Genomic DNA, 13463 nt, shown 5'->3' with positions numbered 1-13463 from the left:
ATTGGAGCTGATAAATTTCGGATGCGTATTTACACCTAAGTCATATTGGTATATTTATAATTAAAATAAATTATTTATTTGCACTATACGAGTTTCTGTTTTCTCAATTCAGCCTGAAGTATAAAGCTGATTAAGATTCGAATATACACTACTATTGCCTTTACCAAAGCATTTTTGTAGGATAATTGTTCCAATACTTAAACAATCATAGAAAATACAGCAGAATTTAAAATTATACTAATTAAATAACACCCAAACACCCTCTTCCATCATTAATCTAGTATCATTATACTAATACTATATTCTATTTTCACTTCCGGAAGCCAGAGAAATTCAGGTGAGCAAGGCCTGAGCCAACGCCTCTGTTCAAAAGCAATCCCTGGTCCTGATTTTACGTACTCTACCTGTACTACCAGAAGGTAGAACAAGGGATACACAGCAACATTACTTAACATAACTTTATAACTGTGGAAGATATTAACGCAGCTGATTGGGACGAGGAAAGATACCTGTATCTTAACACCTACTTCAGAGTTAAGATACAGGGTTTAATGGATGGAGATCCCTATCTGAAGGAGTTGGTGCGGCAAGAAAGGGGACTTGAGTTACAGGACCTGATCGACAGGATGGCGGACAGAGACAAGGTGTTGTGGGATGAGTTTATACTCTTGGACCGGATAAAGTTGCACAGGGACATGCACAACCACCTGGAAGGTCGTGGTACACCCTATAAGCCAGGGTATGGCTTCGGCAGCAGCACATCCGGGGAGGAGGATGAACAGCAGCCGTGGTAGGCACTGCTTTTACGTTGAAGCCGGCTGGGTTGCACCAGCATATAAATCAGCATTCTTAAATGGAACAAGTGCCAGCATTACCGCCTGTTCATACAGCGCTTTCCTGTCCAGGACATTATCTGTCAGAAGGCCAATGGCCCCACCTGCCTGTTTCGAGTTTTTTCTGCTGAACACCATATCGTCGGCTACTCCTAACTCTACCCCCTGCTCTACCAACACACTCACAGCTTTGGGAAGGAAAAAAGTACCAGAACGCGCCCGGCCCTTGCAATTTGGTGACCAAACCACAATCCAGGCAAAAGCTGCCAGTTCATCGTACATCGCTGACACTCCACCCTCCAGCCCTATCCAATAATCAGCCTCGGGCATTGCTGCTGCAGCATTTTGCACCCTGTTTAAAGCACCCTGCAGTGTCTCCTCATCTGACATAGGCTGATCTGCCACCCCTGAGGGCACAGAAACTGGTACCAGCTTAAACTGCTGCTCCGGGAACATGCGTTGCAGTCCGGCTTTAGCGGCAGCCATTTTAACCGGGTTCTTTGATGCAACAACCACAGTAAATACTTTCTTCATCATAAGCGAGATTCTTAACACAAGGATACAAAAATATTTGTGAGCCTTTACCAGGTTCCGCCAGCTAAATTCTGCTTTGTTTGCCGGTCCAAAAACCGGCGCCAGCTTGTTGAGATAAAATATCAGAAAATAAAATTCAAGTCCGAATAGCAGAATTGTAGGCTGAGGTAAAACATTTTCAGGAATTCTCGTTTATTAGGAAGATTGATTGGAAGTACGCCTGCAAAACATTCTTAAATTAGAATATTATGCATACACACTATTTCTTTTTATAACAATTATTCCATAATTTCGCTCTCTAAGAGACACAACAACGGACATAAACGAACAAACACATGTCAGAATTTGCTGAAATAATTTTAGACGGTAAGTCTTATCAAATGCCTATCGTGGAAGGCACTGAGAATGAAAAAGCTATTGATATTTCATCTCTGCGTGCTAAGTCAGGCTACATCACACTAGACTCAGGTTATAAAAATACAGGTGCTACCACTAGTGCCATCACTTTTTTGGATGGCGAGTTGGGAATACTCCGCTACAGAGGCTATCCGATAGAGCAGCTGGCTGAAAAATCCAGCTTTATTGAGGTTGCTTACCTGCTGATCTATGGCTCTTTACCAACGGCTGAGGAACTCTCTGATTTTAGCAATAAGATTAAAAATCATACGCTGGTGCACGAAGACATGCGCAAGATATTTGATGGTTTCCCATCAACTGCGCATCCAATGGGCGTTCTTTCTGCACTGGTAAGCTCCCTTACAGCTTTCTACCCTGAATCGCTTAACCCGAACCAGCAGAAAGAAGAAGTAGACCTTTCTATAATTCGTTTGATTGCCAAAATCTCTACGATTGCTGCCTGGTCTTATAAGAACTCTGTAGGGCATCCGGTAAACTACCCTAAAAATAACCTCGACTACGTGTCAAACTTCCTTCATATGATGTTTGCCTTCCCGACAGAGGATTATGAAGTGAACCCGGTTGTTGTTGATGCTTTAAATAAACTGTTGATCCTGCACGCTGACCACGAGCAAAACTGCTCTACGTCTACTGTGCGCCTGGTAGGTTCTGCTAACGCAAGCCTTTATTCTTCTGTATCTGCAGGTGCCGGCGCACTTTGGGGACCACTACACGGAGGTGCTAACCAGGCTGTGATCGAAATGCTGGAGGCCATTAAAGCTGACGGCGGCGATTCTAAGAAATACCTTGCAAAAGCAAAAGACAAAGACGATCCTTTCCGTTTGATGGGATTTGGCCACCGTGTGTACAAAAACTTTGACCCGCGTGCTACTATCATCAAGAAAGCGGCTGACGAGGTATTATCTGCGCTTGGCGTGAAAGACCCAATCCTGGATATCGCAAAAGAACTGGAAGAGGCTGCCCTGAACGATCCATACTTTGTAGAGCGTAAGCTTTACCCGAACGTAGACTTCTATTCTGGTATCATTTACCGTGCTATTGGTATCCCTACCGATATGTTTACTGTAATGTTTGCCCTTGGTCGTCTGCCAGGCTGGATCGCACAGTGGAAAGAGATGCGTGAGAACAAAGAGCCTATCGGCCGTCCGCGTCAGATCTATACTGGTGAAACTGAGCGTAACTACGTTCCTCTGGAGCAGCGCTAGTTTTAGCTTCTACCCTATAAAACAAATTAAGGCTGATCCGAGGATCAGCCTTAATTGTTTTATAGGATTTCAAGAAGTATCATTCAGTCCAGCAAAACGCCATAAACAGCAAGCTACAGCACTTGCATCTCGATTCGGCGGTTAAACTGGCGGTTTTCCTCTGAAGTATTTGGTTTTACCGGTTTCGTTTCGCCATAGCCTTTAAAGCGGATACGGTTCTTACTAATGCCGTGGCTACTTAAATAGTCTGCAACAGATTTAGCCCTTTTCTCAGAAAGCACCTGGTTATCCTTGTCCGCGCCAACATCATCTGTATGGCCAGAGATCTCTATACTAACCTTCTCATTTTGCTGCATGAACTTAATAAGCTTATTCAGCTCCGTTTTCGATTCTTTTTCCAGTTCATACTTTCCCGTATCAAAAAATAGATTGTTGAGTACGACTGCTGCCCCTGCTTTAATAGGCTCCAGGTAAACATCCAATGCCACCGGGCTTAAGTTCTTCGGGGATGTATAATCAAACCGAAGGCTGTTGATCAGGTAACCGGGGGCACTTACATATAGCGCGTAGGGCTTGCCTTGTGTCAATACAACCGTATACTCACCGGACACCTCATCAGAACGTACCTGCTGCACAAGGGAATCCGACTGCACATTATAAAGCTGCACCTGTGCACCTAAAGGCTTTTTGGTGGTGGCATCAAAAACCCGCCCCTGCGCATACGTACTGTTCACCCTGCTGCGCACCTCTTTGGGCACCTTAAAGCTAAATAGCTGTATGGCAGGCGCTCCTGTATCTGTGTGTACCTGCCTCGAATAGTAGCCAGTTTCATTATCAGGGGCAATAAACAGGGATCCTTCATCCGCTGATGTGTTCAATGGATAACCCAGGTTCTGCGGTTCAGTCCACTTGGAGGCATTGTCGAGGCTGGTTTTAAATACATCCAATCCTCCCATGCCTAACCGGCCATCACTTACAAAGTATAAAGTAGAGCCGCTCATGTGCATGGATGGGGCCATATCGCGTCCTGAAGAATTGATCGTTTTGCCCATGTTGACAGGCTTCGACCAGTTTCCGTCTTCTTGTTGGTAGGTAACCCACAGGTCCTCTTTGCCTAAACCACCACCCCTGTTCGAGCTGAAATAGATTGTACGTCCATCTGCTGATAGACTTGGCTGCGAGTCCCAGGCCTTGGAGTTAACAGCTGTACCCATATTTCTGGGCTTACTCCAGGCATTTCCTGTTCTGGTAGAAATGTAAAGATCGCAATCACCGATGCCATCCGGACGGTTGCAGGATGTAAAAACAAGCGTTTTACCATCGCCGGAAATAGTAGCAGCCCCTTCGTTAGCCGGAGAGTTAATGTTGTCAGAGATAGAAACAGGAGCCTGCCACACCCCTTCCTTCAGCTCGCTTAAATAGATATTTTCGTCGTGATCAGGTCTTGAACTGGTGCGGGCTGTAAATATAAAGTTACGCTGGTCAGCTGTAGTATAAGGGAAGTACTGCAACCCAAATTTGTTCAAAGTGCCAGGCAGCTGTACAGGGTTAAACTCCACAGGGCTTTTGATGGCCTCCATGGCATAGTCAGCAGACTTTATCTGGTTTTTAGCCCATTCTACTAACTTCGCATTCTTAGGGTGAGCTTTCAGGTAGAGCTCAAAGTTAGCCTTTGCTTCCGCATACTTTCCCTGCTCCATGTACAGGTCAGCCAGATCGAAGTAATAATTGGCGTAAGATGGTGTAAAGGGCATCAGCGCAAGCCCCTTCTCAAGGTTTTCAAAAGAGGCTGATTTATTCCCCATCATCTTGAACAGGTTGGCAGCACGCACATAGGCCTCCGCAAAGTTCGGGTCCTTTTGCACTGCTTCAGCCAGCAGGTCCAGGGCGCGGTTAAAATCCCGTGCCCTGATGTAGTCATCAGCCTTATAGTACAGCTTTTCCGCTTTAGCGTTGGTAGTTGTTAATTTCTGATTTTGTGCCTGTGCTGTAAGTGACAGGCACAAGGTGAGAAATAAGGCGGAAAGCAGTGATCTGATCATATATATGTTATGGAATGTCCATGTACTTGTGTGTCTGCAGCGACACACGCCATTTTGGATTACTTTTGACGTATTCTACTATAAGTGGCGTAATTTCGTTCGCTTTGCCCCATTCCGGTTGCAGGTAAAGCTTACAGTGCGCTCCAACCCTGGCCGCATGCTCCTCAGCCCACTTAAAGTCGCTTTTGTTAAATATAATCACTTTCAGCTCATTCGCAAAAGGGTACACAGACGCGTCAGGCGCTTTAAACTTCTTCGGCGAAAGGCAGATCCAGTCCCATGAGCCACTTAGGGGATAAGCACCAGATGTTTCGATGTATGTTTGTATGCCCTGCTCCTGTAAGGAGGAGGTAAGCGGGTTCAGGTTATAGAGCAGTGGCTCCCCTCCTGTAATGACCACGGCCTTACCAGGAAACTCAGCGGCAGCATTCACAATATCCCCAATGGTAGTCAGGGGGTGTTGCTCAGCGTCCCAGCTTTCTTTTACATCGCACCAGTGGCAGCCCACATCGCAACCACCTAACCTGATAAAGTATGCGGCAGTTCCGGTATTTGCCCCTTCTCCCTGAATAGTATAAAAAGCCTCCATTAGAGGCAATTCGCTTCCATCTTTAGGTACTGTGTGTATGGAGGCAGTTTTATATGCTTTGATATCTTCCAAACCGTTATTTCTACAGCCAGGCCCGGTTAAGGAACTAACTAAATGTACACGTATGCTATTTATCTCTGCAGGTTTAAAACCTGTTTCTGTGCAGAACTTGCAAAGGTAGCTAAAAAACAAACAGGTAAGTAATAGCTTCTGTTCCGTTATAAACTAAAAGCGAATCAACAGCACCTGCAACCTCCTCTTTGACAATTCAGTTAAAATGAAATTAATTACAAACAGCCGCCGCCTTGACTGGCTGTAGTTTATTTCCTATACTTAGAAAGATTTTAAAATATAATATGCCCAAAATTCTGATAATAGATGATGAGCGTGCCATCCGCAGCACTCTGAAGGAGATTCTCGAGTTTGAAGACTATACTGTTGACGAAGCCGAGGATGGAGAAAAGGGCCTGCAGCAACTCGCCAAATCGAAGTATGATGTAGTGCTATGCGATATTAAAATGCCTGGCATGGATGGCATTGAGGTTCTGGAAAAAGCAATGGAAATAACTCCTGATACGCCTTTTATCATGATCTCTGCTCACGGAACCATAGACACTGCCGTGGAAGCCACAAAAAAAGGAGCTTATGACTTTCTTCAGAAACCACCGGATCTGAACCGCTTGCTGGTTACAGTACGCAATGCCCTTGATAAGTCTAACCTGGTGACTGAAACGAAGATCCTGAAGAAGAAAATATCCAAAACCTACGAAATGGTGGGTTCTTCTGTAGCACTGGGGCGGGTAAAACAGGCAATTGAGAAAGTAGCCCCTACAGATGCACGTGTGCTGATCACGGGCCCGAACGGCTCTGGTAAGGAACTCGTTGCACGTGCCATTCACGAGCATAGCAACCGTAGCAATGGCCCTTTGATAGAAGTTAACTGCGCTGCCATTCCGAGTGAGCTGATTGAGAGTGAGTTGTTCGGCCACGAAAAAGGCTCCTTTACTTCGGCGGTGAAACAGCGCATTGGTAAGTTTGAGCAGGCAAACGGTGGTACGCTATTCCTGGATGAGGTAGGCGACATGAGCTTATCGGCGCAGGCCAAGGTACTACGTGCGTTGCAGGAACATAAGATTACGCGTGTAGGAGGAGACAAAGACATACAGGTGGACGTGCGCGTGCTGGCTGCAACCAACAAGAACCTGCTGGAGGAGATTGAGGCCAAAACCTTCCGGGAGGACTTGTACCATCGACTAGGGGTGATACTGATTCATGTGCCGCCGCTGAATGAACGCAGGGAAGATATTCCTGATCTGGTAACCAAATTTCTTAACGACATTGCCAATGATTATGGCAACAAGCCGAAATCAATCACGCAGGATGCTTTAGAGTACTTGCAGGGGCTGGACTGGAGAGGCAATGTGCGGGAGCTGCGCAACGTGGTTGAGCGCCTGGTAATCATGAGCGGATCAGAGATAACCTTAGAAGATGCCAAAGCATATGCAAGACCTGTTGTGGCGTAATCCATAGCTGCGCCAGATGCATTATAACACAAAGCCCCTGCATCCTTTGCTGCAGGGGCTTTGTGTTATAATTACTTGTAAAAACGGATAGACGGTATTATTGTGCTTACGATTTTTTCTTGAGCATGCAGCATTTTTTATACTTCTCGCCACTCCCACAAGGGCAGGGCTCATTGCGCCCCACACGTTTACCGTAAGGGTTGAGCAGTGCCTTGAAATCGATACGAAAACGTCTTTTAGGATTCTGTTCAAAAACTTTGGTCAGTAGCTTGTAAAGCTCCGGGTGTTTTTCGGACAGTTGTTCCGGCCGCTCAAAGAAGTATTCCGTTACCACGGCAAAAAATTCAGCCTCGCTGGTGGCTCCGTAGCTATTAATATCAGACTCCCCTTTTCTGATCTTCTGAATCTTGCGGTACATCAGCTCCTGCCAGGGTTGTACAAGCTCTTGCGGCAGGTAGGCAGCAGGTGTTCCGTCTATTTCACCATCGGCCTGGTCGAGCATGTGCGCAAACTCATGGATCCCTACATTCTTCCGGTCAGCCATGTCGTTAAAGCCGCGTTCGAGGGCAGGCTTTGACAGTGTTACGTAATGATCGTTCTGGAATGGATTTACACGTCCTAAGATCTCAGAAACGGCTTCATTGTCCTTATTTTTATACTTCTTGATACTGCCCGGAAAAACCAGCACCTCTCCCAGGTTAGGGTACTCCCAATCGCGGAATCCAAAAATAGGGATGATCGCACTGGAAGCAACCAGTATTCTCGTAAGGTCATCGATTTCGACATCTATCCCTGTAATGCGTTTCTCAGACAAGAAAAGCTGTAGCATCTTCTCGAAACGGCGCTTCTCTTCCTCTGACTTCAGGGTGTGGTAAAAACCTACCCTGTCAATCAAAAGCTTACGCCATTCTGCAGGGAACTCCTCTTTCAGCACCGCTCTCCTTCTGCGGCCTTTGCGGGTAGCCCATCTATAAAAAAGCAGGATAACGCCTGCCACTACTATACTAAATACTATATAACCCATGGCAGCCTTAAACGCAGGATGTTACAGAAAGATTTTAACCAATAAGCAAATTACACCCTCGTATATCCGAATTGTCGAAACGGCCCAGTACCTCAAAGCTACCATCATCGTGCATCCGGCCGATATCTTTTGTTTCGATAAAACCACAGGAATCGACATTGGCCAGGTCAATAACGTTTATGCCACCAGAACGGTGGGTAGGGCTTATATCGAAAGGGTCATTTAGGTCACGGAGCAGAACCTGCATGGTGAAGCCCGGCCAGAAAATGCCTCCGCCTTTTGAATAACCCTGTGAAAGCAATTCCGTCATGCCGTACTCCGAATGAATGGTATCCACACCAAATCCGCGCTTCAGATGTGCATGAAGTTCTTCGCGTATCATTTCGCGACGGCGGCCTTTCATGCCCCCGGTCTCCATAATGGTCACGTCGCTAAAATCCTCCTGCCCCTGTAACTTCACTGCCCAATCGAGCAAAGCGTAAGATACCCCGATCAGCAGCACCTTTTTCCCGCGCTGCCTTGCGTGCTTTATTGCTTCTAAGAGTTTATCGTGCTCACGCAGGTAAAAGCCCTGCTCCTGCTGACCGGTCTGCTCCACAAAGTAATCGACCATAGCTACTAACGACGAGCCGCCCTGCTCCAGGTAAGACGGCAGGAGCGCCAGCACCACATGATCAGTTAATGGCCCGTAAAACTTCTCAAAAATAAACCTGGTAGTTGCGGTATACCAATCAAGATCGGCAACTAAGTGCCTGCTCCGGCTTTGTTTTGTGGTACCACTGCTGTAAAAGGTAACCGCAGGCTCGTACATGTCCGTTTTTACCTCATGCGTTTTGAAAAACTCAATGGGTAAGAACGGTATCTGAGTCAGTGTCTTAACCTCCTCCGGCTTTATACCCAGCTGCTGCAGGTAGTGCTTATAAACCGGGTTATGCTCAGACTGATACCGGAACAACTCTAACGCACAACCAGTAAAGTTAAGCGGCTGATTGTGGTGCAGTTGGTGCTTGAATTGGGCTTTAAAGTTCATCTAAAGAATTTACAACAAATCCTGTATTCTCTGCGTTTGATTTAGTAAATTTAGCTTCATTTTCCGTAAATCATACATGAATTATCTGCTAAAGTATAGTGTAGCGCTGCTGTTGCTAACAGTATTGCTCAGCTCCTGCCGCAAAGAACCGCATTACCCTGATGCACCTACAATTGAGTTTAAAAGGGTTGAGCAGTTCCATTTTAATAATGGGAACAACATAAAACGCGACTCCATTGTAGTAGTAGTAGGCTACCAGGATGGGGACGGCAATCTGGGGCTTAGACCTATTGACCAGAATCCACAGACTACAGATCCTGATAGCAAGGCCCCCTTCGATGCATCCTCAGATTATAACAACAACTTTATTACAGATCTCTACATTAAGAAACCACTGTTTCCGGGTTCTCCGGATTCTTCTTTTGTAAAGTTCCAGTTTCCTGTTGCCGGCTCCAGTTTTAGCGGACGTTTCCCAAGATTATCTAACGATGATCGCGAAGAGCCCCTGGAAGGTGAAATAAAATATACCGTGAATGGCAAGAATGGCTTCACGTCAGATATTTTTAAACCAGGCACTATCATCAAATTTGAAATATTTATCTATGACCGGGAAACGCCTGTTCCTAATAAGAGTAACGTAATAGAAACTTCCCCGATCAAGCTTTTTTGACATTGCCCGGTCCTAAAAAAAGAACCCCGGCAGCTCAGGCTGCCGGGGTTCTTTTTTATACTTAAACTCTTCTTAATAAATCGTTGGGTATGACTTTGGATCAGCTTCGTTCATAATCTCATAAACGGCCTCGAATACATCCTCTGCATTCGGTTTAGAGAAGTAGTCTCCGTCAGAAGAGTACGGAGGACGATGTGCGTGCGCCGACAGGCACTGCGGCTTGGAATCAAGCCATCTCCAGGCTCCCTGCCCATCCACTACCTGTTGCATCATGTAGGCTGTAGCCCCACCTGGCACATCTTCGTCAGCAAACAATACGCGGTTCGTTTTACGGATCGAGTCTGTGATTACATGATCGATGTCAAATGGCAGCAACGTCTGCACGTCTATCACTTCAACAGAAATACCAAACTCCTCCAGTTGCTTTACTGCTTCCAGCACAATGCGGCACATTGAACCATACGTAACTACAGTGATGTCAGTACCCTGCTTCAGTATTTCCGGCTGCCCGAGCGGCACAGTAAATTCTGCAATGTTATTCGGAATGCGTTCTTTTAATCTATACCCGTTCAGGCACTCAATTACCAGCGCAGGCTCATCAGACTTCAGCAAAGTATTATAGAACCCTGCTGCCTGGGTCATATCGCGCGGCACCAGCACGTGCATTCCACGGATGCTGTTCAGGATCATCCCGATCGGGGAACCTGAATGCCAAATACCTTCCAGGCGGTGACCACGCGTACGCACGATCAACGGTGCTTTCTGACCACCTTTGGTACGGTATTGCAAGCAGGCCACGTCATCAGACAGGATCTGAATAGCGTATAGCAAATAGTCAAGATACTGGATCTCGGTAATAGGACGCAATCCGCGAAGGGCCGCTCCAATTCCCTGTCCGATAATAGTGCACTCACGTATGCCGGTATCCGTTACACGCAGCTCGCCGTATTTTTCCTGAAGGCCTGCAAATGCCTGGTTCACGTCGCCGATAAAGCCAACATCTTCCCCGATGGCAAATACACGCGGGTCACGGGCAAGCATGGCATCAAAGCATGCCTGCAGCACCTCACGGCCATCCACAACAGGAGAGTTTTCATCAAACTCTGGTTTCACCTCCTCTACCTGCAGCACCGATTCATCGGACTGGCTGAATAAGTAAGAGTTAAAGCGATCAGCATTCTCCCCCATTGCTTGCTCCAGCCAACCAATTAGGTCACGTTTTGCAGCATTATTCTCATCGCGTACATAGCGGAGTGCTTTACGCACTGCCCTAACAGCATCGCTTCTGATCGGTGTGGACGTTTTGCGCAATTCTTCTGCAATAGTCGCTACCTCTGTTATATGATCACTTGCTGCGGCTAACTCATCCAACAGCTTTAGAGCCTCTTCATGATCTTCTTTGATTGCAGCGGAAAACTCGCTCCATGCGTTGCTACGCGCAGCGCGCACGGTTTCCTTTGCATCTGCCTCTATCTGGTCAAGTTGTTCCGCTGTGGCAATCTCACTATCAATGATCCACTCACGCATTTTCTTGAGACAGTCAAACTCCGCTTCCCACTCCAGGCGCTCTTTGGATTTGTATCGTTCATGTGAGCCTGAAGTAGAGTGGCCCTGTGGCTGCGTTACTTCCTCCACGTGCACCAGTACCGGAACGTGTTGCTCGCGGCAAACACGCACAGCAGCTTCATAAGCTTCGCAAAGTGCAGTGTAGTCCCAGCCCTTTACTTTAAATATCTCATAGCCCTGCTCGCCCTCGCTGTTACGCTGGAAGCCTGCCAGAATCTCAGAAATACTTCCTTTGGTAGTCTGGTACTCAGCAGGCACGGAAATACCATACCCATCGTCCCAAACCGATACCAGCATAGGTATCTGTAAGACACCACCAGCATTTATCGCTTCAAAAAACATCCCTTCAGATGTAGAAGCGTTTCCGATGGTACCAAAGGCTACTTCATTCCCATTTACGGAAAAGTTTTTCAGATTTTGGAGATCAGGATTCTGTCTGTAGAGCTTGGAAGCATAGGCCAGGCCCACCAGGCGCGGCATTTGTGCAGCTGTTGGTGAGATGTCCGAACTGGAGTTCTTCTGCTCCATCAGGTTCTTCCATTGGCCTTCATCATCGAGTGAGCGTGTACCGAAGTGGCCGTTCATGGCACGACCTGCCGTAGAAGGCTCAGCCTCTACATCAGTGTGTGCATATAATTGGGCAAAGTATTGCTGCAGCGTGAGTTCACCGATGGCAAACATAAATGTCTGGTCACGGTAATAGCCGGAGCGGAAATCTCCATTCTGGAAATACTTAGCCATTGCTAATTGGGCTACTTCTTTTCCATCTCCGAAGATGCCGAACTTGGCCTTTCCCATGAACACTTCCTTGCGTCCGGCAAGGCTTGCCTGGCGGCTCTCCCACCCGATCCGGTAGTCATTAAGGATTTCTTCAGCTGTTATTTTTTGAGTTATAGATGCTTCAGCAGTTTGCATGTTCTCTCTTTATAAGCTAAAAGTATTTTTTCCCATCAAAAGTACAGAAGATTCGCCTAATTTCAAATTTAGAGCGGTTTTGCATGGTACTGGCACAATAGTAGAAACTGTTATTTTGAAAAATTATTTTTGTATATTTGTTTTGCTCTGGTGATAACAGAACTTTTTTATAACTTTTTCGCTTCTTTTGAGCACATGGTACAACGTCTAAACTTTTTTTTAATAATTTGCTTTGTATTAGCAGCTAACATAGCTTTAGCCCAGGCAGAGATTAAGTTTGAAAAAGATACCCATGATTTCGGCACTATAGCCGAAGGAACGCAGGCAGCTTATGAGTTTAGAGTAAAAAATACAGGCAATCAGCCCCTGATTATCTCTACCGTTCAGCCATCCTGCGGGTGTACGACACCCGATTGGACGAAAGAACCGATACTGCCGGGAAAAATTGGCATGATTAAAGCTATGTATAACAGTACGGGCCGGCCGGGCCCGTTTCATAAATCAATAACGGTTACTTCTAACGCTGCCACGGCAACGCAGGTTTTATATATCCAAGGAGAAGTTGGCCCTAAAGATTTAAAAAATATTTACACCCAGGAACAAAAGACTATGTCGCCGCGTTTGGCACTTGGAAGCACAACGTATAACTTTGGCAAACTTGAAAAAGGCCAAAAAGCTGTGGCTAAGTTCACGATCAAAAACACCGGACGACAGCCACTGGTTGTACAAGGTGTAAGATCGGCCTGTAACTGTGTAACATACAGGGTTTCGGAGCCATCCTTAAAACCGGGGCAGACAGCAACTTTGGAACTAACATACGTTCCTGCGGTGTTAAAGGAGCAAATTGAGACAGTAAACATTCTTTCGAATGATATCATAATGCCAGATAACAGGCTAACGCTTAAAGCAAACGTGGTCGAGAGCCTGGCAACACAGAATATGTTAAGGGAGGGCAAACAGCCGGTACCTTTCAGATAGTTTTTTTCATAGTTTTATTTTGTACTAATGGCAGTGATTTTATCGCTGCCTTTTTTCATTTATAGCCCTTTACATTCCTACTTGCCGGTAATAGCACAACACGCCATTCTGTTGCTTTTCCTGCCTAAAAATCATAC

Annotated in this window: 11 protein-coding genes; 5 read left to right on the top strand and 6 right to left on the bottom strand. The window is 46.2% G+C overall.

From position 1 onward, the window contains the following. The first annotated feature begins 467 nt into the window (after nucleotides 1–467). The gene (locus ACSX1A_RS03840; protein WP_439882295.1) at nucleotides 468–794 is read left to right on the top strand and encodes a hypothetical protein; all 327 of its coding nucleotides are present in this window, start codon (nucleotides 468–470) and stop codon (nucleotides 792–794) included. Nucleotides 795–803: 9 nt separating this feature from the next. Here ACSX1A_RS03840 and yjjX read toward each other — a convergent pair whose 3' ends face one another. Next, entirely contained in the window at nucleotides 804–1370 is a 567-nt protein-coding gene (gene yjjX, locus ACSX1A_RS03835) for an inosine/xanthosine triphosphatase (RefSeq protein WP_439882294.1), read from the bottom strand. A 332-nt stretch (nucleotides 1371–1702) separates the two neighbouring features. On the opposite strand from yjjX, the gene ACSX1A_RS03830 reads away from it, so the two are divergent. Beyond that, complete coding sequence (locus tag ACSX1A_RS03830) at nucleotides 1703–2989, top strand: citrate synthase (RefSeq protein WP_439882293.1); 1287 nt, start codon at nucleotides 1703–1705, stop codon at nucleotides 2987–2989. A gap of 113 nt (nucleotides 2990–3102) precedes the next feature. On the opposite strand, the gene ACSX1A_RS03825 is transcribed toward ACSX1A_RS03830, so the two are convergent. Together ACSX1A_RS03825 and ACSX1A_RS03820 are read right to left on the bottom strand one after the other, a co-directional pair. Continuing rightward, on the bottom strand, nucleotides 3103–5031 hold the full coding sequence (locus ACSX1A_RS03825; RefSeq protein ID WP_439882292.1) for an OmpA family protein: 1929 nt from the start codon (nucleotides 5029–5031) through the stop codon (nucleotides 3103–3105). Nucleotides 5032–5038: 7 nt separating this feature from the next. Then, the gene (locus ACSX1A_RS03820; RefSeq protein WP_439882291.1) at nucleotides 5039–5692 is read right to left on the bottom strand and encodes a 7-carboxy-7-deazaguanine synthase QueE; all 654 of its coding nucleotides are present in this window, start codon (nucleotides 5690–5692) and stop codon (nucleotides 5039–5041) included. A 284-nt stretch (nucleotides 5693–5976) separates the two neighbouring features. On the opposite strand from ACSX1A_RS03820, the gene ACSX1A_RS03815 reads away from it, so the two are divergent. Further along, nucleotides 5977–7143, top strand: a complete 1167-nt coding sequence (locus tag ACSX1A_RS03815) for a sigma-54-dependent transcriptional regulator (RefSeq protein WP_439882290.1) — start codon at nucleotides 5977–5979, stop codon at nucleotides 7141–7143. 106 nt (nucleotides 7144–7249) lie between these two features. Here the strand turns inward: ACSX1A_RS03815 and ACSX1A_RS03810 are convergent, their stop codons facing one another. After that, nucleotides 7250–8167, bottom strand: coding sequence for a zinc-dependent peptidase (locus ACSX1A_RS03810; protein WP_439882289.1), 918 nt, complete (start codon nucleotides 8165–8167; stop codon nucleotides 7250–7252). Between the two features lie 34 nt (nucleotides 8168–8201). Next, on the bottom strand, nucleotides 8202–9197 hold the full coding sequence (locus tag ACSX1A_RS03805; protein ID WP_439882288.1) for an acyl transferase: 996 nt from the start codon (nucleotides 9195–9197) through the stop codon (nucleotides 8202–8204). A 76-nt stretch (nucleotides 9198–9273) separates the two neighbouring features. On the opposite strand from ACSX1A_RS03805, the gene ACSX1A_RS03800 reads away from it, so the two are divergent. Beyond that, entirely contained in the window at nucleotides 9274–9867 is a 594-nt protein-coding gene (locus ACSX1A_RS03800) for a hypothetical protein (RefSeq protein ID WP_439882287.1), read from the top strand. Between the two features lie 72 nt (nucleotides 9868–9939). Here ACSX1A_RS03800 and ACSX1A_RS03795 read toward each other — a convergent pair whose 3' ends face one another. Next, nucleotides 9940–12348 carry a thiamine pyrophosphate-dependent enzyme gene (locus ACSX1A_RS03795; RefSeq protein ID WP_439882286.1) on the bottom strand — a complete coding sequence of 803 codons (2409 nt, stop codon included), beginning with the start codon at nucleotides 12346–12348 and terminating at the stop codon, nucleotides 9940–9942. Between the two features lie 195 nt (nucleotides 12349–12543). Between ACSX1A_RS03795 and ACSX1A_RS03790 the strand changes: the two genes are divergently transcribed. After that, entirely contained in the window at nucleotides 12544–13326 is a 783-nt protein-coding gene (locus ACSX1A_RS03790; RefSeq protein WP_439882285.1) for a DUF1573 domain-containing protein, read from the top strand. The last annotated feature ends 137 nt before the right edge of the window (nucleotides 13327–13463 follow it).

The organism is Pontibacter sp. MBLB2868, assembly GCF_051904785.1.
Classification (GTDB): Bacteria; Bacteroidota; Bacteroidia; order Cytophagales; family Hymenobacteraceae; genus Pontibacter.
The sequence above is the reverse complement of the archived record's forward strand: the minus strand, read 5'-3'. Positions and strand labels throughout refer to the sequence as shown.

What these genes read in the sequence shown, in the direction of transcription:
- ACSX1A_RS03800 (WP_439882287.1), top strand. Translation starts at nt 9,274, where the DNA reads ATGAATTATCTGCTAAAGTATAGTGTAGCGCTGCTGTTGCTAACAGTA.
- ACSX1A_RS03805 (WP_439882288.1), bottom strand. Translation starts at nt 9,197, where the DNA reads ATGAACTTTAAAGCCCAATTCAAGCACCAACTGCACCACAATCAGCCG.
- yjjX (WP_439882294.1), bottom strand. Translation starts at nt 1,370, where the DNA reads ATGATGAAGAAAGTATTTACTGTGGTTGTTGCATCAAAGAACCCGGTT.
- ACSX1A_RS03810 (WP_439882289.1), bottom strand. Translation starts at nt 8,167, where the DNA reads ATGGGTTATATAGTATTTAGTATAGTAGTGGCAGGCGTTATCCTGCTT.
- ACSX1A_RS03790 (WP_439882285.1), top strand. Translation starts at nt 12,544, where the DNA reads ATGGTACAACGTCTAAACTTTTTTTTAATAATTTGCTTTGTATTAGCA.
- ACSX1A_RS03795 (WP_439882286.1), bottom strand. Translation starts at nt 12,348, where the DNA reads ATGCAAACTGCTGAAGCATCTATAACTCAAAAAATAACAGCTGAAGAA.
- ACSX1A_RS03830 (WP_439882293.1), top strand. Translation starts at nt 1,703, where the DNA reads ATGTCAGAATTTGCTGAAATAATTTTAGACGGTAAGTCTTATCAAATG.
- ACSX1A_RS03825 (WP_439882292.1), bottom strand. Translation starts at nt 5,031, where the DNA reads ATGATCAGATCACTGCTTTCCGCCTTATTTCTCACCTTGTGCCTGTCA.
- ACSX1A_RS03815 (WP_439882290.1), top strand. Translation starts at nt 5,977, where the DNA reads ATGCCCAAAATTCTGATAATAGATGATGAGCGTGCCATCCGCAGCACT.